The organism is Actinoplanes sp. CA-252034 (assembly GCF_050956125.1).
Classification (GTDB): Bacteria; Actinomycetota; Actinomycetes; order Mycobacteriales; family Micromonosporaceae; genus Actinoplanes.
Genome location: NZ_CP191846.1, coordinates 7,759,807 through 7,785,875, shown reverse-complemented (window position 1 = coordinate 7,785,875; position 26,069 = coordinate 7,759,807). Strand labels below are relative to the sequence as shown.

Below are 26,069 nucleotides of genomic sequence, written 5' to 3'. Positions count from 1 at the left end.
GGGCCCGGTTAATCCAATTGCGCGCGCGTGCGGCGAGACGCGCGCCACATATTCATTACTGAACAATTGTTTATCCGGCGGTCACCGGCGGCGAATTCCGCCGGGGCCGAATCCGGGGACCGGCCCCATCGCGATCCCGCGACGGCCGGCCTCCGCCGCCATCACGCCGGCGTCGATCACGGCGGCGCCACCCGGATCATTGTTGAAGAAGACAAGCATTTCCGGCGGGTCACTGCGATCGAGCCACGATCTCAGCGCCGCCCTTCCATAGCGCGGCCACGGTTTCGCGGCCCCTTCGTGCAGACGCAGGTAACCGAAATCGGTGGTCCGCCACAGTGGGGTCACCGGTCGCCCGCAACGGTCGGCCCAGCAGAGCGCCACCCGATGCCGGCGCAGCAGCTCCTCGCAGTCGGGGGTGAACCAGCTGGCGTGCCGGGGCTCGACCGCCACCCGTACCGTCTCCGGGAACTCCCGCAGTGTCGCGTCGAGCGCCGCCAGGTCGGCGCGCATCGTCGGCGGGAGCTGCAGCAGCACCGGGCCCAGCTTGTCGCCGAGCGCCTCGGCGCGGCCCAGGAAGCGGGCCACCGGCTCGGCCGGCTCGCGCAGCCGCTTGATGTGCGTGAGATAGCGGCTCATCTTCACCGCGAACCGGAACCCGTCCGGTGTCCGGTCCCGCCACCGGGCGAACGTGTCCCGCTCCGGCAGCCGGTAGAAGGCGTTGTTGACCTCCACCACGCCGAACCGGGCCGCATAGTGCTCCAGCCAGGCCCGCTGCGGCAGACCGGCCGGATACAGGTATCCGGTGTCGTCGGCGCCCCGGTCCGGTCGCCAGTCGCGGTACTGCCACCCCGATGTGCCGATTCTCAGCATTCCGACGCCATACCCGGGTACAACCGATTCCATGACCGACGCAGCGGACGAACCTCGCGAGGACGAGCGGGGCGACGACTACGAGTACGACGAGGCGCACGGTGCCGGTGACACCGGTCCCGACGTCCCGGCCGCCCTCGAGGACGAGGCCCAACGGATGAGGGACCTCAGCCGCCACTGACCAGGACCGCCGAGAAGAGCACGCCGGCCGTGACCAGGCCGGTCGCCAGCACCGTGACGACCGCCGAGGTGTCCAGCGGGGCATCCCGGCGGTCGGCGATGAGTTTCGCCGTCACCACCGCCAGCACCGGGAACAGCAGCATCACCAGCAGTGCCACCACCGGCGCCGCCTGCTGCCAGTCCCCGCCCGCGGCCACGCCGGTCCGCCGGACCATCAGGTTGCCGATCACCCCGAACACTCCGCCGGCCACGCCCAGCATGCCGAAGAGCATCTTCGTGCCGAGCGTGATCGGCCGGGCCGGTGGGGTGTACCGCACCCGGTTCTCCACCTCTTTGAGATAGTCCTCGGCATCCCGGTCCGGCCCGTCGTCGCCGCGCTGCCGGGGGATGCTGGCCGGCGGCAGGGTCCGCCCGAACCGCTCCGCCGCCGGGCCGACCCGGTGCACGAAGTCCGACCACAGGCCCGCCGCCCGCGCGTCGACCTCCTCCAGCCCACGCTGCGCGGCCCGGACCGACCGTTCGGCCGCCTCCAGCCGCCCGGCCGCCTCCTGGACGGCTACGTCGGCGTTGGTGAGCCGGTCCGCATACCAGCGGCGCGCCTCCTCCCGCAGCCCGGTCGCCTTCTCGTCCAGACTGGTCAGCCGGCGCAGGACGGTACGGTAGTCGGCGCGCTCGAAGTCAGCCGGTTGCAACTCGCTCATGTTGTTCCGTAGGGGATGATGACCTCGGCGCCCCGATGGACCGAGCGGTCGAAATGCAGGGCACGCCACGGACGCGGATACCAGTTCGGCGCCCCCTGCCCCGGGTAGTACGGCGACAGTTCGCTGCCGTGCACGTCCAGAGCCACCCACGCCCCGATCGGATCGGTCCGCGACGCGTGCCCGCCGAGCGAGTCACGCAGCAGCCCCGCCCCGCGCCACCAGCCCAGCACGTGCAGCCGCCGCTCCGGCCCCTGCCGCAGCACTGTCCGCAACTGGTCGGCCGCCTCCTTGCCGCCGGGCAGCGCGTCCGCCGCGTAGATCATGATGAAGTGCGGCCGGTCCGCCGGCCACGACGCGGTCGCCTCCGCGGCGGCGTCCTCCAGCAGCCAGTACACGTCGTCCGGCAGGTAGAACCCGGAACCCGGGATACGCGCGTGCAGCGCCTCCGCCGCCGCCCGGGCGTCGGTGTCCAGGCAGACCACCGAGAACCGGGCGCCGGCCGGGGTGAACTGCGCCGCCAGCGACCGGCCCGCCGTCGCCAGGATCGCGCACGCCTCCTCGGTCCGGGTGCCCAGCACCGCCAGGTTCCGCCCCGGCGCCCGCCGCAGCACCGTCTGCGCCGACCTCGCCGCCACGTCGATGGTCTGCCCCAGCAGCATCACCGGCGCCGTGCCCGAGTCACCGACCCGTAGATCCCGGTAGTCGGGGCTGTCCGCGAGCCGGGGGATGACGTCACCGTCGAACAGCCGCGGCGGGCCCAGCTCCGGCGGGCGCCGCCGCCACAGCCGGTGCTGCAGCGAGCTCCACTGCTCCCGGTCCCCGGCGGCCGGGACCCGGACGACCCGGTTCGCCTCCGGCGCGCCCGAGTCGGCGTTGACGACCGCGTGATAGCGGGGCAGCGAGTCGGCCGCCGGGTTCGTCTCGGCCAGCACCCGCCGCGCCTTCGGCAGGGCGATCCGCAGACTGAACTGGGCCACCAGCGCCGGACGACCCCACAGCGCCTCGATGCCGGACACGTCCTGGCTGGCCAGCACCAGGTGGATGCCCTGCGAACGGCCGCGCCGGGCCAGGTCCTCGAGCAGGTCCACGGCCTCGCCGGTGACCGAGTCACGCCCGCCCAGCAGCACCTGGAACTCGTCGACCACGGCCACGATCCGCGGCCACGAGCCCTCCGGATCCTCGGCGCGCAACTCGGCCAGGTTCGTCACCTCATGCTGTTTCGCTGCGTCGGCCCGGCGCTTCAACTCGGCGCTCAGGAACCGCAGCAGCGCCAGCCCGAACTCACGGTCCGTGTTGACATTCACCCCGACCAGCCGGACGTGCGGCAGCCAGCTCGGGTCCCGGCGGCCCGGCGCGAACCGGGCGAACGACACCCCCTCCTTGAAGTCGAGCAGGTAGAACGCCAGCTCGTCGGGGGAGTAGCGGGCGGCGAGCGCTCCCATCCAGGCGTAGATGAAGTTGGTCTTGCCGGTCCCGGACGGCCCCGCGATCAACGCATGCGGCGGATAGTCACTCAACGTCACCTGCACGCGCGGGCCCTGCGGGCTGTCGCCGAGCGGCGCCGTCAATCCCGCCGCGGAGCTCTCCCGCCACTCGGCGCCCGCCTCCGGCAGGAGACTGTCCAGCGCCACCGGCGCCGGCCCGGCGGCCACCGCCTCGGCGATCTGCCGGCACGTCGCGGTCAGCAGCAGGGACGTCGGAGCGGGATCCAGCCGTACGGGCAGATCACCGGCACCCTCGATACGGGCCCCGTCACCCGGCGCCGCCACCACGAACTCGATCCCCGGCCCCGGCTCCACCGACTGCCCCCGGATCACCAGGTGCACCCCGCACGCCGCCCCGGTCCGCAGCAGCCGGTCCAGCTGGGTGCGCTGATGCCGGGACATCTCCCCGCCGCCGAGCAGCACCGCCACCCGCCACGGCTCCGGCCGCCGCCTCGTGGCCGCGTGCAGCTCGCGCACCGAGGAGTACTCGCCGGCCAGCACCGTCTCGTTGATCCGCCGGACGTGCCCGACCAGCTCGTCGAGCAGCTTGTCCAGCCCTCCCGGCCCGACGAAGGTGAGCACCCCCGCGGTCGCCAGCGGCGCGAACCCGGCCAGCCCGCCACCGAGGCCCTCCGGGTCGTACCCGATGATCTGCACCTGCCCCGGCACGCTCGTGCCGAGCGCCCGCAACAGCAGCCCGGCCACCACGTCGTCACCGGCCCGCCGGTCGCCCTCGACCACGATGTGCCCGTGGTCGAGCAGTCGCACCAGCGCCGGAACCTCCGACGGCGCCTCGTCCACGACCGGCCCCGCCGTGCTCTCCGGCGGCTCGCTGTCCGGCCCGGCCCAGGCCTCGGTCACCTCGCCCGGCGCACCGGCCCAGGCCCCGCCGCCCCAACTCGCCCTGTCGCCGTCGGTCCCGTCCCTGCCGCTGTCGTCACCGGTCCTGCCGGTCGCGGGGTGCCGTTCGGCCCGGGCCGGCGCGGGCAGCGGCGCCTCCGGCAGCATCAGCCGCCCGACCCGCAGCTCGGCCGCCCGGTCCAGAGGGGTCGGCTCCCAGCTGTGCCACGGCTCGCCGGCCGCACCCGGCGCCGCCCGGTCGGCCGCCCCCGCAGCCGCCCCGGCCAGCGCCGCCAGCTCGGCGTCGTGCCACGAGTCGATCTCGCGGATCCGCTCGTCCCGGGCCGCGGCCAGCTTCCGTCGCCGGGCCGTCGCCGCCGCCACGATCCGTTGGTACCGTGCCTCGGCCGCCTCCCGGGCCTCGCGAGCCCGCTGCAGAGCGACCTGCGCGGCGCCGAGCGCGTGCGACAGCCCGGCCCGGACCTCCATGACCCGGTGTTTGGTGGATTCAGCCATGACCCGCCGGCATCGTCGCAGTTGTCATCGAGCTCCCGCCCCGTCTCACCGGCGCTCCTCCGCGGTCTCGGGGCGCGGGCGCACCGGCTCCGGGGCCTCCGGGTCCAGCGAGCCGGCGTCACGCCCCAGCCGGGCCAGCAGCACCCCGGTCAGCACGCTCGCGGTGACCGCGGTGTCCGCGGGATGCCCGGCCGGGCGGTCGCCGCGCTTCTCCTGCTGCTGGCGCAGCGGAACCCGGCAGATCCGGTCGAGCAGCGTCTCCAGCACGTCCGGCTGGGTGCCCGGCAGCAGCGCCTTGACCCGGCCCTCCGCGGCCGTGCGCAGGCGCGGCACGTCCTCCGGGCGGGGCTCGTGCCCGAGCAGGTCGCCGGCGAGCCGGTGCAGCAGCTGCGGGGTCACCGCGGACAGACCCAGCCCGGTCGAGGCGTTGACACCGTGCAGCTCCCGGCCGAGCCGCGCCCGGTCACCGGCGCGCACCCCGGCCGCGATCCGCCGCAGCAGATCCGACGGGTCGGCCTGCTCACCCATCTCCGGCCGGTCCGGGCCGCCCGGCGGCGACTCCCCGGTCAGCTGCGCCACCCGCTGCTGCCACCAGGGGCCGAGACTCTCCACTCTCTCCCGGGGCTCCTCGTCCGGTCGCGCTGCGCGCTCCGGCCGCTCCTCCCGGCGCATCTCGGTCCGCCACTCCTGGCCCGGCGCGGCGCCGGGCGTGCCGGAGAGACCGAGGACCATGAGGTACGCCTCGACGGCGTCCTGTGTGGCCCGGAGCGCCGCGGCGGCCGTCTCGGCGTGCTCCGTCGCGTGCCCGAGACGCTGCACCCCGAGATCCTTGCTGGACTCCTCCTGCACCCACCGGAGCAGGTCGGTGGCGCTGCGCAGCTTGTCCATCGCCACGGCGACCAGCCCCGTGGGAAGGTCGTCGGAGGTGGCGCGAAGCTGGGCACCGAGTTCCTGCAGCAGCGACATCGCGTCAGAGGCTCGCCGTGTAGGTGTGGGCCTGCTCGACCGCGGCGAGGGTGGCGCTCATCGAATCCTCGAGCTGCTGGTCTGCCTGCGACAGCGAGGCGTGAGCGGCCCCGACCGCGTCGTTGGCGCTGCCGTCGAGCGCGGCGGCCAGGCTCTGCTGCGCCTCGCCGATCTTCTCCCGCGCCGCCTGTATCGCCTGCTGTCCCTCGGTGACCTGCTGAAGCGCGGCCTCCACGGCAGCTCTGAGCTCGGCGACACTGGCCACCCGGGCAGCCTCCTGAACGGGGGTCTACATTGCGTCTCCAGCCTAGCGTCTGGTTCACGCCGGGCCCTCCTCGCATGCCCCGTTTTATCAGAGCCTGCCAGGCACGGCACGACATGGTTTCACCCACGACGACCGAAGATCTCCCTGGTGAGATCCTATCCGAAGCCCGTCCACAGTGGATCATAAGGGCCTCCCGGGGTCATTCGCGGGTCACCGCCGGGGGTACCGACACGCCCTCGCCCGGGGTCAGCCCGCCGAGTCAGCCCCACCCCGAACCCCCGCCTACCCAACCACCCCGTCATCGCGCTGCCCTCTCACCGCATCCCTCCACCGCGCCCTCTCGCCGGCCTGCTCTCTCACCGCGTCGCCGTCTCGCCGCGCCCGCTCTAATCGCCGCGCCTGCTCGCCGCTGGGCGGGTCGGGACTACGGGTGTCGGCTGACGGGGTCAGGGGCGCGGGTGTCGGCCTGGTGGTCCAATTCGACCTCGGCGAGGGTCGGCGACAGGCGACAGGCGACAGGCGACAGGGCGGCGACAGGCGACAAGGCGGCGGCAGGCGGCGAGGCGGCCAGGCGGCGGCAGGCGGCAGGCGGCCGGGCGGCGGCAGGCGGCGACAGGCGGGAGGAGCGGCGCGGGAAGGTGTCTGGGATCTTGCGAGGCGTCAGCGGGGGACCGAGGACGGGCCGCGGACCTCGGCTCCCAGCGCGATGACGCGGTTGCGGAGGCCGCGATCGGCGGTGACGACGATGGTTCGGCGGGTCGCGGCGGTCTCCCGTACCAGATCAACGATCTTGTCGTCGCCGGAGCCGGACGCGCGCTCCACCCGCACGCCCCCGGGATCCTGCGGAATGTCGCGGGCCTTGCCCTCGACCACCAGAGTGACCTCGACCGGCCCCGGAACGTCGGGAAGCCCGGCGGTGGAAACCTCGGCCAGGCGGTCGCGGAGCCGGACCGCCGCACCCGCCCGGTCCCGCCACCATCCGTCCGGGACCGAACCGACCACGTTGGCGCCGTCGACGACCACCAACGGAATCGCCGAGGCCGCGGGGTCGGAGGGCGCGAGGGCCGACAGGCCGGGCGGCGCGGGCGGCGCGGGCGGCGCGGCAGGCCGGTCGGGGGGTGCGGGCGTGGCGGGAAGCCGGTCGGGGGGTGCGGGCGTGGTGTCGGGCCGGTCGGCGGATGCGGGAGCGGGCGGGCCCGCGGGTGACGGGCCGGAGGGGTGCTGCGGGATCGGCTCGGGCGGTTCCGGCTCCAGAAAGAGCGGCGTGAGGGAGGGTGGATCGGAAGGCGCGGCCATGAAGTTGAGTGTAGGCGTATCAACTTCGCCGCGATTTCGGGAATCGGTGGGTGCCGGCAAACGCTGTTGACACCCGGAGGGCTCGCGTTTGCCGCCCATCCGGCCGGGTAGGCCCCTGGTGGGTGGCTCCGGCCCGAGGTACCAGGAGAAGAGAGACAGATGAGCATCGGACCGTTCGGGCCGGCAGGGCCCGGCCAGTGGGACGACCTGTTCGCGCGCTTCTTCGGTGCGGCCGAGCCGCGCCGGCAGGCGCAGCGTTTCGACATCGCGAGATACATGAGCAACGATGCCCGCCAGGTGCTGGCGGATGCGGCGCGCCGGGCCGCCGAGGTCGCCGGCGGCGATCGGCCACTGGCCGACCTGGACACCGATCATCTGCTGTGGGCGGTGCTCCAGCAGGAGGCGATGAAGGAGACGGTACGCCGTGCCGGCGCCGACCCGGAGCGGCTGCTGACCGAGTTGGGCCGTCCCGCGGCGGCGTCCCCGGATCTGCCGGAGAGCATCGCGATGACGCCGGCGGCCAAGCGCGCGCTGCTGGACAGTCTGCAGATCTCCCGTGCGGTCGGCGCCTCGTACATCGGGCCGGAGCACATCCTGATGGCGCTGGGGATGAACACCGACTCCGCGGCCGGGCGGCTGCTGGCCGGCCGGATCGTCGACCCGCGCAGCATCCCGCACCACAGTGAGCTGCCGAAGCCGAACAGTGGCGCGCAGGCGGGGCCGCGTCCCAACAGTGCCCCGACGCCCACGCTGGAGCAGTTCGGCGTCGACCTGACCGAGACGGCGCGGCGCGGTGAGATCGATCCGGTGATCGGGCGGGCCGACGAGATCGAGCAGGCGATCGAGATCCTGTCCCGGCGAACCAAGAACAACCCGGTGCTGATCGGCGAGGCCGGGGTCGGCAAGACGGCCGTCGTCGAGGGCCTTGCCCAGCGGATCGTCGACGGCGAGGTGCCGATGACCCTGCAGGACAAGCGGGTGATCCAGCTCGACCTGGCCGCTCTGGTGGCCGGCACCAAGTATCGCGGCGACTTCGAGGAGCGCCTGAAGAAGGTGATCGAGGAGATCCAGGCGTCCGGTGACGGCCTGATCGTCTTCCTCGACGAGATCCACACCCTGGTCGGCGCGGGAGGCGGTGGCGAGGGCGGCGGCCTGGACGCCGGCAACATGCTCAAACCGGCGCTGGCCCGCGGGCGGCTGCGGGTGATCGGCGCGACCACCCTCGACGAGTATCGCCGGAACATCGAGAAGGACGCGGCCCTGGCCCGTCGGTTCCAGCCGGTCCTGGTGGGGGAGCCCAGCGTCGAGGACACGGTGGCGATCCTGCGGGGGCTCCGCGACAACTACGAGGCCCACCATCAGGTACGGATCACCGACGAGGCCCTGGACGCGGCGGCGGTGCTGTCCGATCGCTACATCACCGACCGGTATCTGCCGGACAAGGCGATCGACCTGATCGACCAGGCGGGGGCGCGGGTCCGGCTGCGCACGAAGACGCCGGACGCCGACCGCCGTGAGCGGGAGCGCCGCCTGGAGCAGCTGACCCGCGACCGTGACCAGGCCGTCGCCGCGGAGCACTACGAGCAGGCGTCGGCGCTGCGCGACGAGATCAACACGTTGCGGGCGCAGCTGGCGAGGTCGGGTTCGGCCGCCGACGGGGTGCCGCAGGTGACCGAGGAGGAGGTCGCCGCGGTGGTTTCCCGGACCACCGGCATCCCGGTGGCGCAGCTGACCGAGGCCGAGCGGGACCGTCTGCTCCGGCTCGAGCAGCACCTGCACGGGCACGTGATCGGCCAGGAGGACGCGGTGAGCGCGGTCGCCGAGGCGGTGCGCCGGGCCCGTGCGGGGCTCGGTGACCCGGACCGGCCGGTCGGCAGCTTCCTGTTCCTCGGCCCGACCGGGGTCGGCAAGACCGAGCTGGCCCGGTCGCTGGCGCAGGCGCTGTTCGGCGAGGCGGACCGGATGATCCGGCTCGACATGAGTGAGCTCCAGGAGCGGCACACCGTGTCCCGGCTGGTCGGCGCGCCTCCCGGGTACGTCGGCTACGACGAGGCGGGGCAGCTCACCGAGGCGGTGCGGCGTCGGCCGTACAGCGTGGTGCTGCTCGACGAGATCGAGAAGGCGCACCCGGACGTCTTCAACCTGCTGCTGCAGGTGCTCGACGATGGGCGGCTCACCGACAGTCAGGGGCGTACGGTCAGTTTCAAGAACACCGTGCTGATCATGACGAGCAACCTGGGCTCCGACCTGATCAACGGCAGCACCCGCAGCGTCGGGTTCGCCGGGGCGGAGAACGGGCGCTCACCGGACGCGGACCTGCGTGACCGGCTCGACCGGCGGCTCAAGGAGCAGCTGCGGCCCGAGTTCATCAACCGGATCGACGAGATCATCATCTTCCGCCAGCTGGAGGACGACCAGCTGCACCGGATCACCGAGATGATGCTGGAGGAGACCCGCCGCCGGCTGCACGCGCAGGACGTGTCCCTCGACGTCACGCCGGCCGCGGTGGACTGGCTGGCCGAGCGTGGTTACCAGCCCGAGTTCGGGGCGCGGCCGTTGCGCCGGACCATCCAGCGGGAGCTGGACAACCGGCTGTCCACGATGCTGCTCGCCGCCGATCTGGCGCCGGGCCGGACGGTCCGGGTGGACGCACAGGACGGCGCGCTCGTGTTCGACGTGGAGATGACCGCCGCGGCGCGGTGATCATTTTGTGGAGGGGGCGCCGGGCGCCCCCTCCGCGAGTCTCAGGCCGCGGCGAGGTGGCTGTTGCCGCCGGCGCCGGGGAGGCTCTGCGCCCACTGCGTGTAGTGCTCGTTGCGGGCCAGGATGTCCTGGTACGCCTCCTGCGCGTGATCCATCAGCTTGGACGCGCTGCGGGCGGCCGGGGAGTCAGGATGCCAGCCGAGCACCAGCCGCCAGCGCAGCGGGGCGCCGCGCAACGGCCGGCTGGTCAGTCCCGCCGGTGGGCGGAACGTGGGCTGGCACAGGCCGATGGCCAGGCCCAGCTCCACCATGTCGACACAGTTGCGCACGTCCGACTCCAGGACCCGGCGTGGCGCGAAACCGGCCCGGGCGCACGCGGCGGCGAAGCAGTCGCCGAAACAGCCGTCGCCGGCGCCGGCCACCCACTGCTCGTCGGCCAGCTCCGCCAGGTCGACCGACAGGTTCTTGGCCTGCGGGTGGTCGTCCGGCATGAGCACACAGACGGCGTCCATCCCGATGGTCTGCCAGACCAGCCCGTACTCCGCCGACGGCAGCGCGTCGCCGCAGACGCCGACCTGGGCGTAGTCCAGCTTGCCGGCCATCACCATGCTGGACAGCTCGGAGATGTAGTAGGACGCGTGGGTGGAGATCTGCGCCTCCGGCTGGGCAGCCGACAGGCGGTGCACCAGATGGGCGACGACGGGTCCGCCGACCGCTCCGATCCGGTACCTGCTCATCGTGTCGTGATCGCCGCCGGCGGCGAGCCGGGCCGCTTCGTCCTGCAGGCCCTTCATCGCGGGCAGCAGCACTCTGGCGCGGGACAGCACCAGCTCTCCCAGGGCCGTGGGACGTGCGCCCCGGCGGTCACGGTCGAACAGCGGGCCACCCAGTGTGCGCTCTATCCGCTGAAGTTGGGCGGTGAGTGCAGGCTGGGCAAGGCCGAGTTGTGACGCGGCCTTGGTCACGCTGCCGGTCTCCGCGATGGCGCAGACCACCTTCAGATGCCGCAGCTCGAGGTTCATAGCGTGACGTTAGGACTAGAAAGGGATCGAACGCTAGTCCGCAAGCCGTGGAATGATCGGCAACCTGTGACAAACGTATGAACGAACAGGACGTTCGTCGCTTACTGGCTGTAACCTGCTGTTAGTCACAGATCTCGTACGTATGTGGCACGCGAACTGATCACGTCACGAATCTTGTCGGCCACTCCGACCAGCGGATCCACCACCTTGTTCCAGGGCGGTGTGGACGGCGTGGACGGGTGCGGCCGGGTCGGCGCGGCCTCCTCGGCGGTCTCGAAGCGGTTGCCCAGCCGGACCAGGTCCTCCGACGGCACCATCTGCTCCAGCAGCGGGAGCAGCTCCTCGGCGTCGGCGGCCACGTGCCGGCGTACCGCCTCGGCCAGTTCCTCCCGCCCGTCGCCGGTGCGCTCCAGATCACGCAGCCGCTCCAGGATGGCCTGATCCTCGGCCAGCTCCCGGTCGGCGATCTGCTCGCCGCCCGGCACCGCGGTCCGGATCGCGGGGTACAGGTACTGCTCCTCGGCGGCCAGGTGCCGGGACAGCGTGGCCACCAGGACCGACGCGACGTCACGGTTCTCCGGCGACTCGGACAGGCGCTCGGTCAGGCCGAGCAGCTCACGATGCTGGGCGGCGACCACATCGACGATGCTGCGCCCAGGGATCTCGCCGCCGGTCGGCGGCAGCGGGGGGAGATTCACGTCAGACACGGCCCCGAGGTACCCAACGGCACGATGCGATCAAACACCCGCCCACCACCGGCCTTTACATACGGCTGATAAGAAGGGCGGATGGAGAACACCGCCGAGAGCGAGGTAGTGGACCTGTGCCGCGACCTGCTCCGCATCGACACCACCAACACCGGCGACCCACGGACCACCGTGGGGGAGCGGGCCGCCGCCGAATACGTCGCCGAGCGCCTGGCCGAGGTCGGCGTCGAGAGCCGTCTCCTGGAGTCCGCGCCGAAACGGGCCAACCTGGTCGCCCGGATCCCCGGCGCCGACCCCTCCCGCGGGGCGCTGCTCGTCCACGGCCACCTCGACGTGGTCCCGGCCGACGCGAGCGAGTGGTCGGTCGACCCGTTCGCGGGCGAGATCAAGGACGGCTACCTGTGGGGCCGCGGCGCCGTCGACATGAAGGACTTCGACGCCATGGTGCTGGCCGTCGTCCGCGAGTGGCGGCGCACCGGCTACGTCCCGCCGCGCGACATCGTCCTGGCGTACACCGCCGACGAGGAGGCCGGCATGGAGTACGGCTCCCAGTGGCTGGTGCAGAACCACCCGGACGCGTTCGACGGCTGCACGGAGGCGATCGGCGAGGTCGGCGGTTACTCGTACACCGTCAATGATGATCTTCGCCTCTATCTCGTCCAGACCGCCGAGAAGGGGCTCGACTGGCTGCGCCTGCACGCCACCGGGCGGCCCGGCCACGGCTCTTTCATCCACGACGACAACGCGGTCACCAACCTGGCCGAGGCCGTCGCGCGGGTCGGCCGGCACCGCTTCCCGACCGTCCTCACCCCGACCGTGCGCGCCTTCCTCGAGCAGGTCAGCGACGCCCTCGAGATCGAGCTCGACCCGGACGAGCCGGAGCTCGCGGTCTCCAAGCTCGGCCCGATCGCCAACCTGATCGGCGCGACCCTGCGCAACACCGCCAACCCGACCCGGCTCGCAGCGGGGTACAAGGACAACGTCATCCCCGGCAAGGCGTCGGCCACCATCGACTGCCGCACCCTGCCGGGGCACGCCGACGCGTTCCTGCGCGAGTTGCGCGACGTGATCGGGCCGGACATCGAGATCGAGCACGTGCACCAGCAGTCGGCCGTCGAGACCACCTTCGACGGGGACCTGGTCGACGCGATGGGGGCCGCGCTGCGTGCCGAGGACCCGGGGGCGCGTACCGTGCCGTACCTGATGTCCGGTGGCACCGACGCCAAGGCGTTCTCCACCCTCGGCATCCGGTGCTTCGGCTTCGCGCCGCTGCGTCTCCCGCCCGACCTCAACTTCAGTGCGCTCTTCCACGGCATCGACGAGCGAGTTCCGGTGGAGGGACTAAAGTTCGGCGTGCGTGTGCTCGACCGCTTGCTTCGAAACAGCTGAAATCGGAAGGACCCCCAATCCCATGACTGACCAGAACGCCGAACTCGACGTCGCCCTCGACCGGGTGATCGAGGCGGCGCGAGCGCACCTCACGGCCGTCAAGGCGGCCGCGGGTCGCATCGACGACGACGACGTCTGGCAGGCGTACGTCGACCTCAACAACGCGTCGTTCGCGTACGACGAGCAGCTCCTCGACGCTTTCGGCGAGGTCACGCCGTGGGACGTCGAGTCGATCGACCCCGACGAGGCGGACCGCCGGTTCGGTCAGCTCACCGAGGCCGGTGGTGCGGGCGGCGCCGACCCGTACCCGCAGATCGTGTCGGTTCGGCAGCGCCGTGACTACCGGGTGCCGAGCGTGTCCGCGCTGCTGCGCGTCGCCGAGACCGCCCGCCGCAGCTCGGTGCCGGAGGACGAGGACGCCGGCCCGGTCGAGTCGGTCGGTGAGGCCGTGCTGGAGCTGCTGCAGGCCGGCGACGGCTCGCTGGCGTCGCTGGACGTGCCCGAGCTGGAGCCGCTCGACGGCCTGCTCACGGTGACCGAGGTCGCCGAGCCGCTCGACCTGGAGGAGTTCGACGACGCCGACGGCTCCGGCCCGTTCGCACCCGTCGAGACCGACATGCTGGTCGGCCGCCTGGACGAGCACCCGTTCCTGCCCGACGAGGACGAGCACGACCACGATCACGCCGGCCACAACCACCACCACTGACCGGCGAAACGTGAAGGCCCGTCCGCGGGGTGCGGGCGGGCCTTCTCAGTAGCTGAGTCCGGGCTGGGGCGTCCCCTGAAGCCGGCGGCGGAGCATCACCTTCCGCGTGCCGTCGGCGAAGAGCTGCACGCGGGCCAGCTCCCATCCGGAGAACTCGGCCGCAATGGCGAGCTGCGCCGCCGCGGTCAGGCGATCGACATTCGAAGGCAACCGCAAGGGCGCATATTCGTAGTCCATCGAACCAATATGCCCTCCGGTCCAACCGGCGACAAGCTGTGTGACCAGTGCGTATTCATTCCGTAGAGGATTTCGGCTGGTCAGGCGAACTGCACCGTCTCGCGGACCCAGTACACGCCGAGGCTGAGGACGATGAACAGCACCACCGTCCCCATCCGGCGCCAGGGGAAACTCTCCAGGTCACGGTCCAGCCCGATCGAGACGCCGATCCCGGTGCCGATGGCGTGCATCAGGCACAGGAACACCGTGAGCGCCCGCCACGCGGCACTGTCGACGACCGGCCAGGTGATGTACGCCCCTCCCACCGTCGCCGCCGGGAACAGCCCCGGAACAGCTCACCGGCCACGGCCCGTTCCCCGTCCTGCGCCCGCTCCGTCACCGGGCTGCACACACGGCGGGCGTGGTGGGCTCAGGTCAGCCGAAGTAGGTGTCGGGGTAGCCGGCTCCCTCACGCTCCGGGTAGCCGACCTCGATGGCCGACACGTCGTCGAGGGCGAAGGCGATCTCGGCCGGCAACGTCAGCTGCTCGCTGCGCAGCGCGCCCTGCAACTGCCCCGACGTACGGGCGCCGAGGATCACCGAGGAGATGCCCGGCCGGTCACGGATCCACGCCAGCGCCACCTCGAGCGGGGACACGCCGAGCCCGGCCGCCGCCGTGACGACCGCCTCGACGATGCTGGAGCTGCGCGGCTCCAGGTACGCCTGGACGAACGACGCCATGTGCTCGGAGGCGGCCCGGGAGTCGAGTGGCCGCCCGTTGCGGTATTTGCCGGTGAGCACGCCCCGGCCCAGCGGCGACCAGGCCAGCACCCCGAAGCCGAGCGCCGCGGCGGCCGGCAGTATCTCCCGCTCGATGCCGCGCTCGAGCAGTGAGTACTCCATCTGGGCGGCGACGATCGGGGCCCGTCCGGGGTACGCCGACTGCCAGGTCGCGGCCCGCGCGGTCTGCCACGCCGCGAAGTTGGACACGCCGACGTAACGGGCCCGGCCGCTCGCGACCGCCTGATCGAGGGCGGCCAGGGTCTCCTCGAACGGGGTCTGCGCGTCGTAGCCGTGGACCTGCCACAGGTCGACGTAGTCGGTGCCGAGCCGCCGCAGCGACGCGTCGAGGGAGCGCAGCAGGTTGCCGCGGGAGGCGTCGCGCGGACGGTAGCGGTGCGGGGTGAGCCCGGCCTTGGTGGCGATGACTATCTCGTCACGGGGCGCCAGGTGGTCGAGCAGGGAGCCGATCACCGCCTCGGCGTCGCCGTCGCCGTACACGTCGGCGGTGTCGATCAGCGTGCCGCCGGCCTCCAGGAAGATCTTCAACTGGTCCGCCGCGTCGTCGGGGTCGGTGTCCCGGCCCCAGGTCATGGTGCCGAGCGCGAGCCGCGAGACCGCTAGCCCGCTTCGGCCGAGCGGTCGCTGATGCATGAGTGAACCTTATTCAGACTCCCTGCTCAGCGAAATGCCACTGCCTCAGCCGGGTGGGTCGGTTACCGGACCGAAACGGTCATGGAACCGATCAGTAGGCTTGCCGTCGACAGCTCATGATCTGCGGGAGGGCACCGTCGTGCGGCTCGGACTCAACCTCGGATACCAGGCGGCGTGGAGCACGCCCGCCGATCACCTCGCGATGGCACGGGAGGCGGACCGGCTCGGCTACTCCGTGCTGTGGGTCGCCGAGGCGTACGGCTCGGACACGGTCAGCATGCTCGGCTGGATCGCCGGCCAGACCGAGCGGATCGATCTGGGCGCCGCCGTCATGCAGATCCCGGCGCGCACACCGGCGATGACCGCGATGACCGCGGCGACCCTCGACACGCTCTCCGGCGGCCGGTTCCGGCTGGGCCTCGGCGTCTCGGGGCCCCAGGTCTCCGAGGGGTGGCACGGTGTGCGTTTCGCCAAACCCCTCGGGCGTACGCGGGAGTACGTCGACGTGGTGAGGTTGGCGCTGGCCCGCGAACGTGTGTCGTACCAGGGCGAGCATCACCAGCTGCCGCTGCCCGGCGGCGCGGGGAAGGCCCTCAAGCTCGGTTTCCGCCCGTTGCGCTCGGACATCCCGGTCTACCTGGCCGCGGTCGGCCCGAAGAATCTGGAGCTGGCCGGTGAGATCGCCGACGGCTGGCTGGCCATCTTCCTCGCGCCCGACGCGGCCGGCGACCAACTGGGCCACATCGCCACCGGCCGGGCGGCGGTGGGCAAGGACCTGACCGGGTTCGACGTGGTCGCGTCGGTGCCGGTGGTGATCGGCGACGACCTGGACGCCTGTGCCGACGTGATCCGGCCGTACGCGGCGCTCTACGTCGGCGGCATGGGCAGCCGCGAGCAGAACTTCTACAACGGCATCGCGGTCCGGATGGGCTACGCCGACGAGGCGAAGCTGATCCAGGACCTCTATCTGAGCCGGCAGCCGGTCGAGGCGGCCGCGGCGGTGCCGCGGGACTTCATCGAGAGAACCTCCATCATCGGTACGCGGGAGCACGTGATCAAACGCATCCGGGAGTACGCGGCGGCGGGCGTCGGGACCCTGTCGATCAGTCCGTATGTCGGTGACCTGCAGAGCGGCCTGGACACGCTGCGGGTCGTCGCCGAGGCGTACGCCGAGTCGGGGGTGGTGGGCTAGTGGCCACCGTCCTGCTGCTCCGGCACGGCCGGACCACCGCGAACGCGTCCGGCGGACTGGCCGGCCGGCAGCCGGTCGAGCTCGACGACACCGGCCGTGACCAGGCCGCCCGCGCCGGCGAGCGGCTGAAGGAGCTGCCACTGGCCGCGGTGGTGAGCAGCCCGCTGATCCGCTGCCGGCAGACCCTGGAGCTGGCCACCCCGGGCGCCGAGCCGGTCCTGGAGGAGGGGCTGATCGAGTGCGGCTACGGCGACTGGGAGGGCCGCCCCCTCAAGGAGCTGGCCAAGGAGCCGCTCTGGCCGGTCGTCCAGCACCACCCGAGCGCCGTGGTCTTCCCGAACGGCGAGGCGATGGCCGCGATGTCGGCGCGCGCGGTGGCGGCGGTCCGGTCCTGGGACGCCCGGGTGACCGAGGAGCACGGGCCGGAGGCGATCTGGCTGGCGTGCAGCCACGGCGATGTGATCAAGGCCATCGTGGCCGACGCGCTCGGTCTGCACCTGGACCAGTTCCAGCGGATCGTGGCCGACCCGGCATCGATCACCGTGATTCGTTACACGCCGGGGCGGCCGTTCGTGGTGCGCGTCAACGAGACGGGCGAGCTGGGATCGCTCGTACCCCCGAAATCGGACGGCCGGGAGAAGGCCGCGGACAGTGACGCGGCCGTGGGCGGTGGCGCCGGAGCCGGTGTCTGACGACGCTCCGTGATCGGTGTATCGCCGCAGCGTGTACCCCTTTGCGCCCTCGGCGAACCCGGCACCTTGGCCCGCGCGCTCGTCCGCTTGGATGGTTAGGGTTGTCGGCATGACCCACCAAGTGCATGCCTTCGAGCCACCGGACCGGTTCGTCGCCGGGACGGTGGGCGAGCCGGGGGACCGCACTTTCTACCTCCAGGCCCGCGGTGGAGGCCGGGTGATCAGCGTGGCACTGGAGAAGGTCCAGGTGTCGCTGCTCGCCGAGAAGCTCGAGGAGCTCCTGCTCGAGGCCAGTAAGCGGTTCGGTGTCTCGCTGCCCGAGGAGCCGTTGCCGGCCGTGCACGACAACGAGCCCCTCGACTCCCCGGTCGACGAGGAGTTCCGGGTCGGCACGCTGGGTCTGGCGTTCGACGTCGACACCAGCACCGTCGTGATCGAGGCGATCGAGGCCGGCGAGCCGGAGCCCGATCTGATCGGCGAGTCCCTCGGCGACGAGGACCCCGAGGACGATGATGACGACGACGAGGACGACGAGCCCGACGACGACCTCGACCGGCTGCGGGTCCGGCTGACCCCTGACGCGACCCGCGCGTTCATCGACCGCGCCCGCCGCGTGGTGGCCGCCGGCCGCCCGCCGTGCCCGCTCTGCGGCCAGCCGCTCGACCCGGCCGGTCACCTCTGCCCCCGGCACAACGGCTACCACCGGTGACGGCGGAGCCCACGCACGTGCTGGCCGAGGCGGATGCGCTCGCCCTGCTCGAGCGGGGGCACATCGAGATCGAGGGCCGGCTGGCCGACGCCTCCAACACCACCCTGCGCGCCGAGATCACCCTGGACGGGCTGACCCGGCGCTGCGTCTACAAGCCGGTCCGCGGCGAGCGCCCGCTGTGGGACTTCCCGGACGGCACGCTCGCCGGCCGTGAGGTGTCCGCCTACCTGGTGTCCCGCGCGACAGGCTGGGACGTGGTGCCCCCGACCATCCTGCGTGACGGCCCGCTCGGCCCGGGCGCCCTGCAGCTGTGGATCGACGAGCCCGAGCAGGTGGGCGCGCTGATCGGCTTCGTCCCGGCCTACGACGTGCCGCCCGGCTGGTTCCCGGTGGCCGCGGCCCGCGACGACGACGGCGACGCCTACGCCCTGGCCCACGCCGACGATCCGCGCCTGGCCCGCCTCGCCGTCTTCGACGCCGTGATCAACAATGCCGACCGCAAGGGCGGCCACGTGCTCTACCCGGCGACCGGCGGCGTCCACGGCGTCGACCACGGCGTCAGCTTCCACGTGGAGCCCAAGCTGCGCACGGTCCTGTGGGGCTGGACGGGCAAGCCGCTGCCCCCCGAGGCGTGCGAGGTCCTCACCCGCTTGCGCGAGCAGCTGACCGGACCGCTCGGCGCCGGGTTGGAGGAGCACCTCACCGTCTCCGAGGTCCAGCACGTCGGCCTCCGGGTGAAACGGTTGCTGCGCGCCGCCCGCTTCCCGAAGCCGCCGACCGACTGGCCCGCCATCCCCTGGCCCCCGATCTAGCCGCGCCCCGTCCCGGTTCCGCGTGGCCCCCTCTGCGTTGTCAGTCACGCCGGGCGGATGCTTGAGGTTTAGCTCACGCCCCGGCTTCCAGGTCCGGGGCGCCGTTTAGGCTCCGAAGCATGGATGCTTGGACCGGTCACGACGTACCCGCCCTCCCGGACACTCCGGGGCGTGGCCCGCTGCGGCTCTACGACACGGCGCGGGCGTCGGTGCAGCCCAGTGCCCCGTCCGGCAGCGCCTCGATGTATGTCTGCGGCATCACGCCGTATGACGCGACGCACCTCGGCCACGCCGCCACGATGATCACGTTCGACCTGGTCAACCGGATGTGGCGCGACCAGGGCCTCGACGTTCGGTATGTGCAGAATGTGACAGACATCGACGACCCGCTGCTGGAGCGTGCCCAGCGCGACGGCGAGGACTGGCTGGTCCTGGCCATGCGCGAGACCGCACTCTTCCGGGAGGACATGGAGGCGTTGCGGATCATCCCGCCCGCCCACTACGTCGGCGCGGTCGAGTCCATCCCGTCGATCGTCACCCACGTCCAGGACCTGGTCGAGCGCGGCGCGGCGTACCAGCTCGGCGACGGCACCGGCGACGTCTACTTCGACCTGTCGGCCGCTCCGCGATTCGGGTACGAGTCACACCTGTCCCGCGAGGAGATGCTCGTCCTGTCCGCCGAGCGGGGCGGCGACCCGGACCGCGCGGGCAAACGCGACCCGCTCGACCCGCTGCTGTGGCGCGGCGCCCGGGACGGCGAGCCGGTCTGGGACGGCATTGACCTCGGGCCCGGCCGTCCCGGCTGGCACATCGAGTGCGCCACCATCGCACTGAACCTGCTCGGCGACACGATCGACGTCCAGGGCGGTGGCAGCGACCTGCTCTACCCGCATCACGAGTGCTCGGCCGCTCACGCCGAGGTCCTGACCGGCGCCGAGCCGTTCGCCTCGCACTACGTGCACGCCGGGATGATCGGGCTGGACGGCGAGAAGATGTCCAAGTCCCGCGGCAACCTGGTCTTCGTGTCCCGCCTGCGTGGCGACGGTGTGGATCCGATGGCGGTGCGCCTCGGGCTGCTGACCACCCACTACCGTGCCGACCGCGACTGGACCGACGACGTGCTCAAAGCCGGTCACCAGCGGCTCGCCCGCTGGCGTGAGGCGGCGGCTGCTCCGGCCGGCCCGTCCGGCACGGCCCTGCTCGGCGCAGTGCGCGAGGCGCTCGCCGCCGACCTGGACACACCGGCGGCGCTGGCAGTCGTGGACGCGTGGGCGGAAGCCGCCCTGTCCGGCGCCGGCGACGACGCCGGGGCCCCCGATGTTCTGGTGAGAACGGTGGACGCCTTGCTCGGCGTGCGTTTGTAAGAGGTTCGCAGTGCCCCCGCCCGACGTTTCGGGCGGGGGTTTTCTGCATTGAGCGCGAAGGGCCCCGCGCGACCTTAGCTCGGCTACGGGACCCTTTGGCATGAAACCACGAAATGATGAAAAGCAACGGCTTATTCGGGCAAATGCACGCGGAATGGATTCTGGGGGTCCAGAATTTTTCCCAAGCAACCAACCGTTGAAGGGATTCATCATGCGTCGCGTTCTGTACCTCGGCGGCATCTTCCTGGCCACCGGCGCAGCCATCGCCATGGCCGCCCCCGCCCAAGCCGCCGAGGGCACCTGGCAGGAGGACTACGTAGTCGCCGGCTACACCCAGGAGCGGCACGTAGCCGTCGTGCCCGGTGACTGCGGCCACGACTACGACTACTACTGCGACAACGGCGGCTCGTACCACTCGAGCTCCTCGACCGAGATCATCCAGCAGAACGGCCTGTTCAACCTCGGCCTGATCGACAGCCCGATCAATTTCATCTGAGGACATCGGTCAGGCCGCTCACCAGCGAACCCGACGCCATGAACGACTGAAGCCCGAGGCGCCACCAGGTGCCCCGGGCTTCCCTCACTTCTCCGCCCGCCGCACATCCTCGGGTTCCCCGCCGCACACCTTCGGGCTTCCCGCCGCACACCTTCGGGCTTCCCGCCGCATACCCTCGGGCTTCCCGCCGCATACCCTCGGGTTCTCCGCCGCACACCCTCGGGTTCTCCGCCGCTCATCCGGTGAGCCCGGGCCTTTCCCCTCACATTCGTGGTCCGGACTCTTCCTCCTCTGGGTGCTCCCGTCTTCCAGCCCCGGCTTCCCCGCGCCTTTGTCTTCGGGCTTTCCGTTTTCTTTGCCCCCCGTTCCGAGAATCCCCTGCATCTCCTCCATCGGTCACCGCGAGCCGGGCGCAAGCCGATAGGTCACCGGATGGATAGGCGATCGCGTCCGCCGCGATTTCATTGATTCCGGAGCCCGTGGTCCATCGATCTGCGGAGTCCGCTCACCCCGACTGCGGCCGTTTCTGTCGGACCTCGGAGAGTTCCCGGAAACGGGTTCCGGGCTGTTCCGTCGCTCAGGCGCCTTTCGGCACCCGCATGACCGTGCCGGGGTACCGCCTGGTTCGCCGGCCGCACCCCAGCACGGTCATGGGGCGGGACTCGGTGGCTGAGCGCCGGGCGATGAAGACTCTACAGCTCGCCCCAGGACATTTCGCCGGCCCGGCGCCCAGGGGTAATACGGCTGCCACCGTGGGAAGTGGGTTCACAGCGGCTCGGCGTCGTGGGCCGGCGCGTCAAGGCGAACCCCACCGCGACACGCGGGAGACGGTCACAGCGGCTCGGCGTCGTTGGCCGGTGGGGGCGTGTCAGGTGAGTTCGGTCGCGGCCCGTGGAAGACGGTCGCAGCTTTTCGGCGGCGTGGGCCGGTCGGGGTGTGTCAGGTGAGTTCGATCGCGGTCCGCGGGAGACGGTCACAACGGCTCGGCGGCGTGGGCCGGTGGGGGCGTGTCAGGTGAGTTCGGCTGCGGTCCGCGCGTGACGGTCACAACGGCTCGGCGGCGTGGGCCGGTAGGGGCGTGTCAGGCGGGCTCGGCCGCGGTCCGCGGGAGACGGTCACAGCAGCTCGGCGTCGTGGACCAGCAGGGCTATCTGGACGCGGTTGTTGAGGTCGAGTTTGCTCAGCAGCCGCGACACGTGGCCCTTGACCGTGGGCAGGCTCATGCAGAGGTCGGTGGCGATCTCCGCGTTGGACCGGCCCCGGCCGACCATGACAGCGACCTCACGTTCCCGCTCGGTGAGCTCGGCCAGGCGGGCCCGGGCGCGGGCACGCCGTGTACCGGCGGCGGGATCGGCGACGTGGTCGATCAGCCGGCGGATGACACCGGGAGACAGGGTGCCGGCCCCGGCCGCGACGGACCGGACGGCCGCCAGGATCTCCCGCGGCGGTGTGTCCTTCAGCAGGAACCCGCTCGCCCCGCCGCGCAGCGCCTCGAGGACATACTCGTCGGCGTCGAACGTGGTGAGCACGATGACCTGCGGCGCACCGACCCGACTGCGGATCCGGCGAGTCGCGACCAGCCCGTCGACCCGCGGCATCCGGATGTCCATGAGCACCACGTCGGGCCAGTGCGCGTCAGCGACCACGACCGCTTCCGCACCGTCGCCGGCCTCTGCCACCACCTCGATGTCCGGCGACCCGCCCACCAGGATCCGCAACCCCGCCCGCACCAGCGGATCGTCATCGACGATCGCCAGCCGGATCGGCCGCTCACCCCCGGCGCCACCGTGCCCCGGCTCCCCGGCGCCCGGCCACGTGCCCGGCCCGGCTGTGGTTGGCGGCGGGGCGTGCGGGGGTGAGGTGGGGGTGTGTGCAGCGCCCGGGCGTGCGTCGGGTCCGGCCGACGCGGGCGGCCCGGCATGTGGGGGTGAGGTAGAGGTGTGTGCGGCGTCCGGTCCGGCCAGCCCGGTCGGCGCGGCATGTTGGTGGTAGGCGGGGGTGTGTGCAGCGTCCGGCCGTGCGTCGGGTCCGGCCGGCGCGGGTGGCGCGGTATGTGGGTGTGGGGCGTCCGGGCGTGTGTCGGGTCCGGCTGACACGGGCGGCCCGGCATGTGGGGGTGAGGTAGAGGTGTGTGCGGCGTCCGGTCCGGCCAGCCCGGTCGGCGCGGCATGTTGGTGGTAGGCGGGGGTGTGTGCAGCGTCCGGCCGTGCGTCGGGTCCGGCCGGCGCGGGTGGCGCGGTATGTGGGTGTGGGGCGTCCGGGCGTGTGTCGGGTCCGGCTGACACGGGTGGCGCGGCATGTGGGTGGTAGGTGGAGATGTGTGCGGAGTTCGGGCGTGCGTCCGGTCCGGCCGGGGCTGGCGACCCGGCGTTCGATGCCGGGCCGCAGGTCGCGAACCAGGCGAGGCCCCGATGCGAGCGTGGACCGAATGAGACCGGCGGCGCCGGACGCAGGCGTTGAGCGGGCGCGGTACGCGGCGCGGCGCGGAGAGATGGGATCGGGCCGGGCATGGCGGGTGGTGTGTTGCGGGGAGGCGGGACGGGGCGCGGGCCGGCGGGCGGCGCGGAGAGGCGCGGAGAGGCGCGGAGAGGCCGGACCGGGCCGGGCCTGGCGGGTGGTGTGTTGCGGGGAGGCGGGACGAGGCGCGGGCCGGCGGGCGGCGTGGTGTCGAGGGGTGGGATCAGGGCGGCCATGGCAGCTCCGCTTCGAGGTGGAACGTGTCTCGGATCGGGCCGTGGGTGACGTGGCCCCCGGCGAGGGTGACCCGCTCGCCGATGCCGACCAGGCCGCGGCCGCCGGAGGCGCCACCCCCGGGGACCGTGCGTGGACCGTACCGGCAAGGGGGTTGATGATCGTGATGCGCAGGACCCGGCCGGCCTCGCCGGTCACGCGCACGCTGGCGGCCGGGCCAGAGCCGTGGCGGTGGGCGTTCGTCAGGCCCTCCTGGACGATGCGATACGCGGTGCGGCCGAGCTGGGCCGGCAGGTCCGCCGCGGGCACGCCGTTGACGTAGTCGACCGTCATGCCCGCGGCGCGGGCGTTGCCGATCAGGTCGTCCATCTCGGCCAGGCCGGGCTGGGGCGGCTCCGGTCGTGAACTCGGCACGCCGATCACCGACCGCAACTCCTCGAGAGCGTCGTGGGCGCTGCTGCGGATCGCCCCGGCGGCGATCGACAGCTCCTCCGGCGAGACCCCGGCCCGCACCTCCAGCGCCCCCGCGTGCAGGCTGATCAGGGACATCCGGTGAGCCAGCACGTCATGGGTCTCGCGGGCGATGCGGGCGCGCTCGGTGAGCCGGGCCTGCTCCTCGCGGAGCGCCTGCTCGGCCTCCAAACGGGCCGCGTGCTCCCGCAACGAAGTGGTCAGCCGCCGGTGGGCCTGCACGAACAGGCCCCAGCCGACCGCCGCCACGGTGATCACCGACCGCACCACCAGATCCATCCACATGCCGTGGGCCGGACTGTCGTGCAGTAGGAAGTAGACGGCGCCGGTGGCGACGTTGGCCACGGCGGCCGGCAGCAGCACCGATGGCCGGCGCCGGACGGCGAGCGTGAACAGCGCCACGATGACCGGGCCGGTGACGGCCACCGAGACGGCGCCGAGCGGCAGCAGCGTGACGGTGACGGCCAGGGGGTGCCGGCGGCGGACGAGCAGGGCGGCCGCGCCGGCGGCGCCGATAGCCAGGTCGGCCTGCCCCACGAGTGCCGCGCCCGGCCGGGTGGCGTCGCCGAGCAGCATCATCACCAAGCCGTAGGCCAGCGCGAGAACGACGGCGACAGTGTCGGCGAGCCGGTCCCGGGCGGCGGCCCGGCGAGCGCCGGGATCGGGCACCAGGAGCGCGAACAACATGCCGCAAGACTAGGGCTGACGAAAGTATCTCCGGCAGCTACCAAAGTATGTTCCTGATCGATTCTTTCGGCCGCTGCGGCATCGACCTCCGGCGACGGAAGCTTCCGGGCATGACACCGATCCGGATCGCCGTGCTTCTCCTGCCCGCCGCCGTGTGGGGAGTGATCGCCGCACTGTGGACGCCACGCGGCCCGCTGACCGGCGCCCAGGCTCTGTGGTCGGTCGTGATCAGCGCCGGCGTCGGCGTTCTGGCCGGGCGGGCGGCGCGGTCCCGGTGGGCGATCCTTCTGACCCCGCTGGCGTACGCGACAGCGCTCGAACTGGCCAGGGCGACGGTGTCCGGCCCTTCCGTGGATCTGCCACACGCGACCCCGGTCGGGATCGTCGTGCTGGTCACCGGCCGGGGCGTGCACGGCCTGCTCGCGCTGCTCCCGATGGTGGTGGGCGCCGCGTTCGGGCATCGCCGCCCAGCCCGGAGCAGGGCGCGCCGGGTCGCCGGGCGGGTGGTGACCGGACTCGCCACGGCTCTGGTGGCGGCGTTGGCCGTGGCCGTGGCCGTGCCCGCCCGTACCGAATCCGTGCCCGGTGGGATCGCCGAGTTGAGCCGCGTGGGCGACCTCGCGGTGATGATCCGCGGCCGCTCTCCGGCTCTGCCGGTCCTGCTGTATGTGCCGGGGCCGCCGGGCGGCTCGGAGATCGGAACCATGCGGACCCGTCTGGGCGCGCTCGAGGAGCATTTCGTGGTGGCCACACTGGACCGGCGTGGTGGGGGCGGGTCGGCGGGCGCGCTGGGCCGGGCCGCCGCGGTCACGCTGGACACCGAGGTCGCCGACGTCCTCGCCGTCACCGATCATCTGCGGCAGCGGTTCGGCCGGGACCGGATCGTCCTGGTCGGCCACTCCGGCGGCTCGATCCCGGCGGTCCTGGCCGCCCGGCGGCACCCGGAGTGGTATCGGGCCTACATCGGCACCGGCCAGGCCGTGAACCTGCGCGACTCGGACCGGATGTTCCACGCCGACATGCTGGCCTGGGCGCGAGCCGGCAACCGTGCCGACCTGGTGGCGCGGCTGGAGCGGCAGGGCCCACCGCCGTGGCCGGACGCCTACGACTACGAGCCGTTCCTGCTGTACGCCACCGCGGCGTACGGACTGCCGGATCCGCCGTTCGACCTGTTCGTCGAGGAGTACACGCTCCTGCAGAAGGCGCACTTCATGACCACGATGCTCGACACCTGGGACGCCCTCTACCCACGGCTGCAGGAGGTGGACCTGCACCGTGACGTGCCGGACCTGCCGATCCCCGCCTGGTTCGTGCAGGGCGGCCGGGAGATGCGCGGCCTGGCCGTGCCGTTCGCGTCCTGGTATGCGGCGTTGCGGTCGCCGGACAAGCGCCTGGTGACGTTCCCGGAGTCGGGCCACCGCCCGATGGCCGAGGAGCCGGACCGCTTCGCCGACACTCTGGCCGCCCTCATCCCGGCGTGACCCGGGCGCGGGGACAACGGCGTGACCCAAGCCCGGGGACGGCGTGACTCGGGCGCGGGCGAACGGCGTGACTCGGGCGCAGGGACAACGGCACGACCCGGGCGCGGGGACAACGGCACGACTCGGGCGCGGGGACAACGGCGTGACCCGGCCGCGGGGAGAAATGGGTGGCCCCAGGC

24 protein-coding genes are annotated in these 26,069 nt (G+C 72.4%); 11 read left to right on the top strand and 13 right to left on the bottom strand.

Features of this window, described 5'->3' with window-relative positions; all coding sequences use genetic code 11:
• Positions 1-81 precede the first annotated feature (81 nt).
• Entirely contained in the window at positions 82-870 is a 789-nt protein-coding gene (locus ACQPZW_RS35400; protein WP_433790353.1) for a DUF72 domain-containing protein, read from the bottom strand.
• A gap of 31 nt (positions 871-901) precedes the next feature.
• Here ACQPZW_RS35400 and ACQPZW_RS35395 point away from each other — a divergent pair, with 31 nt between their 5' ends.
• A complete protein-coding gene (locus ACQPZW_RS35395; protein ID WP_433790352.1) occupies positions 902-1,051 on the top strand; it encodes a hypothetical protein in 150 nt (49 codons plus the stop codon).
• Here ACQPZW_RS35395 and ACQPZW_RS35390 read toward each other — a convergent pair.
• The 5 genes from ACQPZW_RS35390 to ACQPZW_RS35370 all read right to left on the bottom strand — a co-directional run bounded on the left by ACQPZW_RS35390 (position 1,038) and on the right by ACQPZW_RS35370 (position 7,118).
• Positions 1,038-1,751, bottom strand: coding sequence for a hypothetical protein (locus ACQPZW_RS35390; RefSeq protein WP_433790351.1), 714 nt, complete (start codon positions 1,749-1,751; stop codon positions 1,038-1,040). The two genes, ACQPZW_RS35395 and ACQPZW_RS35390, sit on opposite strands and share 14 nt — an antisense overlap.
• Positions 1,748-4,591, bottom strand: a complete 2,844-nt coding sequence (locus ACQPZW_RS35385) for an FtsK/SpoIIIE domain-containing protein (RefSeq protein WP_433790350.1) — start codon at positions 4,589-4,591, stop codon at positions 1,748-1,750. Before ACQPZW_RS35385 ends, ACQPZW_RS35390 begins: the two co-directional genes overlap by 4 nt.
• A 45-nt stretch (positions 4,592-4,636) precedes the next feature.
• On the bottom strand, positions 4,637-5,557 hold the full coding sequence (locus tag ACQPZW_RS35380) for a hypothetical protein (protein ID WP_433790349.1): 921 nt from the start codon (positions 5,555-5,557) through the stop codon (positions 4,637-4,639).
• A 4-nt stretch (positions 5,558-5,561) separates the two neighbouring features.
• Positions 5,562-5,822 carry a hypothetical protein gene (locus ACQPZW_RS35375; protein ID WP_093612004.1) on the bottom strand — a complete coding sequence of 87 codons (261 nt, stop codon included), beginning with the start codon at positions 5,820-5,822 and terminating at the stop codon, positions 5,562-5,564.
• Between the two features lie 660 nt (positions 5,823-6,482).
• A complete protein-coding gene (locus ACQPZW_RS35370; protein WP_433790348.1) occupies positions 6,483-7,118 on the bottom strand; it encodes a hypothetical protein in 636 nt (211 codons plus the stop codon).
• A 165-nt stretch (positions 7,119-7,283) separates the two neighbouring features.
• Here ACQPZW_RS35370 and ACQPZW_RS35365 point away from each other — a divergent pair, with 165 nt between their 5' ends.
• Positions 7,284-9,821, top strand: a complete 2,538-nt coding sequence (locus ACQPZW_RS35365) for an ATP-dependent Clp protease ATP-binding subunit (RefSeq protein WP_433797716.1) — start codon at positions 7,284-7,286, stop codon at positions 9,819-9,821.
• A gap of 41 nt (positions 9,822-9,862) precedes the next feature.
• Here ACQPZW_RS35365 and ACQPZW_RS35360 read toward each other — a convergent pair whose 3' ends face one another.
• Entirely contained in the window at positions 9,863-10,843 is a 981-nt protein-coding gene (locus ACQPZW_RS35360) for a LysR family transcriptional regulator (protein WP_433790347.1), read from the bottom strand.
• A gap of 125 nt (positions 10,844-10,968) precedes the next feature.
• Entirely contained in the window at positions 10,969-11,541 is a 573-nt protein-coding gene (locus tag ACQPZW_RS35355) for a hemerythrin domain-containing protein (protein WP_433790346.1), read from the bottom strand.
• Between the two features lie 90 nt (positions 11,542-11,631).
• On the opposite strand from ACQPZW_RS35355, the gene ACQPZW_RS35350 reads away from it, so the two are divergent.
• Both ACQPZW_RS35350 and ACQPZW_RS35345 read left to right on the top strand, forming a co-directional pair.
• Complete coding sequence (locus ACQPZW_RS35350; protein WP_433790345.1) at positions 11,632-12,939, top strand: M20/M25/M40 family metallo-hydrolase; 1,308 nt, start codon at positions 11,632-11,634, stop codon at positions 12,937-12,939.
• 22 nt (positions 12,940-12,961) lie between these two features.
• Positions 12,962-13,645 carry a hypothetical protein gene (locus ACQPZW_RS35345; RefSeq protein ID WP_433790344.1) on the top strand — a complete coding sequence of 228 codons (684 nt, stop codon included), beginning with the start codon at positions 12,962-12,964 and terminating at the stop codon, positions 13,643-13,645.
• 45 nt (positions 13,646-13,690) lie between these two features.
• Here ACQPZW_RS35345 and ACQPZW_RS35340 read toward each other — a convergent pair whose 3' ends face one another.
• From ACQPZW_RS35340 to ACQPZW_RS35330, 3 genes are all read right to left on the bottom strand, one after another.
• Complete coding sequence (locus ACQPZW_RS35340; protein ID WP_433790343.1) at positions 13,691-13,882, bottom strand: DUF5703 family protein; 192 nt, start codon at positions 13,880-13,882, stop codon at positions 13,691-13,693.
• Positions 13,883-13,962: 80 nt separating this feature from the next.
• A complete protein-coding gene (locus ACQPZW_RS35335) occupies positions 13,963-14,187 on the bottom strand; it encodes a hypothetical protein (RefSeq protein ID WP_433790342.1) in 225 nt (74 codons plus the stop codon).
• 109 nt (positions 14,188-14,296) lie between these two features.
• Complete coding sequence (locus tag ACQPZW_RS35330; protein WP_433790341.1) at positions 14,297-15,295, bottom strand: aldo/keto reductase; 999 nt, start codon at positions 15,293-15,295, stop codon at positions 14,297-14,299.
• 139 nt (positions 15,296-15,434) lie between these two features.
• Here ACQPZW_RS35330 and ACQPZW_RS35325 point away from each other — a divergent pair, with 139 nt between their 5' ends.
• The 6 genes from ACQPZW_RS35325 to ACQPZW_RS35300 all read left to right on the top strand — a co-directional run bounded on the left by ACQPZW_RS35325 (position 15,435) and on the right by ACQPZW_RS35300 (position 20,560).
• Complete coding sequence (locus ACQPZW_RS35325; protein WP_433790340.1) at positions 15,435-16,487, top strand: LLM class F420-dependent oxidoreductase; 1,053 nt, start codon at positions 15,435-15,437, stop codon at positions 16,485-16,487.
• A complete protein-coding gene (locus ACQPZW_RS35320; RefSeq protein WP_433790339.1) occupies positions 16,487-17,179 on the top strand; it encodes a histidine phosphatase family protein in 693 nt (230 codons plus the stop codon). The genes ACQPZW_RS35325 and ACQPZW_RS35320 overlap by 1 nt, the downstream gene beginning before the upstream one ends.
• A gap of 109 nt (positions 17,180-17,288) precedes the next feature.
• Positions 17,289-17,888 carry a DUF3090 domain-containing protein gene (locus tag ACQPZW_RS35315; RefSeq protein ID WP_433790338.1) on the top strand — a complete coding sequence of 200 codons (600 nt, stop codon included), beginning with the start codon at positions 17,289-17,291 and terminating at the stop codon, positions 17,886-17,888.
• Positions 17,885-18,700, top strand: coding sequence for an SCO1664 family protein (locus tag ACQPZW_RS35310; RefSeq protein WP_433790337.1), 816 nt, complete (start codon positions 17,885-17,887; stop codon positions 18,698-18,700). Before ACQPZW_RS35315 ends, ACQPZW_RS35310 begins: the two co-directional genes overlap by 4 nt.
• A gap of 119 nt (positions 18,701-18,819) precedes the next feature.
• A complete protein-coding gene (gene mshC, locus ACQPZW_RS35305) occupies positions 18,820-20,064 on the top strand; it encodes a cysteine--1-D-myo-inosityl 2-amino-2-deoxy-alpha-D-glucopyranoside ligase (protein ID WP_433790336.1) in 1,245 nt (414 codons plus the stop codon).
• 211 nt (positions 20,065-20,275) lie between these two features.
• Positions 20,276-20,560 (top strand): hypothetical protein, encoded by a 285-nt coding sequence (locus ACQPZW_RS35300; RefSeq protein WP_433790335.1) that lies wholly within the window; start codon positions 20,276-20,278, stop codon positions 20,558-20,560.
• 1,115 nt (positions 20,561-21,675) lie between these two features.
• On the opposite strand, the gene ACQPZW_RS35295 is transcribed toward ACQPZW_RS35300, so the two are convergent.
• Both ACQPZW_RS35295 and ACQPZW_RS35290 read right to left on the bottom strand, forming a co-directional pair.
• Positions 21,676-22,323, bottom strand: coding sequence for a response regulator transcription factor (locus ACQPZW_RS35295; RefSeq protein ID WP_433797715.1), 648 nt, complete (start codon positions 22,321-22,323; stop codon positions 21,676-21,678).
• A 7-nt stretch (positions 22,324-22,330) separates the two neighbouring features.
• Positions 22,331-24,409 (bottom strand): sensor histidine kinase, encoded by a 2,079-nt coding sequence (locus ACQPZW_RS35290; protein ID WP_433790334.1) that lies wholly within the window; start codon positions 24,407-24,409, stop codon positions 22,331-22,333.
• A 110-nt stretch (positions 24,410-24,519) separates the two neighbouring features.
• On the opposite strand from ACQPZW_RS35290, the gene ACQPZW_RS35285 reads away from it, so the two are divergent.
• Positions 24,520-25,890, top strand: coding sequence for an alpha/beta fold hydrolase (locus tag ACQPZW_RS35285; RefSeq protein ID WP_433790333.1), 1,371 nt, complete (start codon positions 24,520-24,522; stop codon positions 25,888-25,890).
• Positions 25,891-26,069 lie beyond the last annotated feature (179 nt).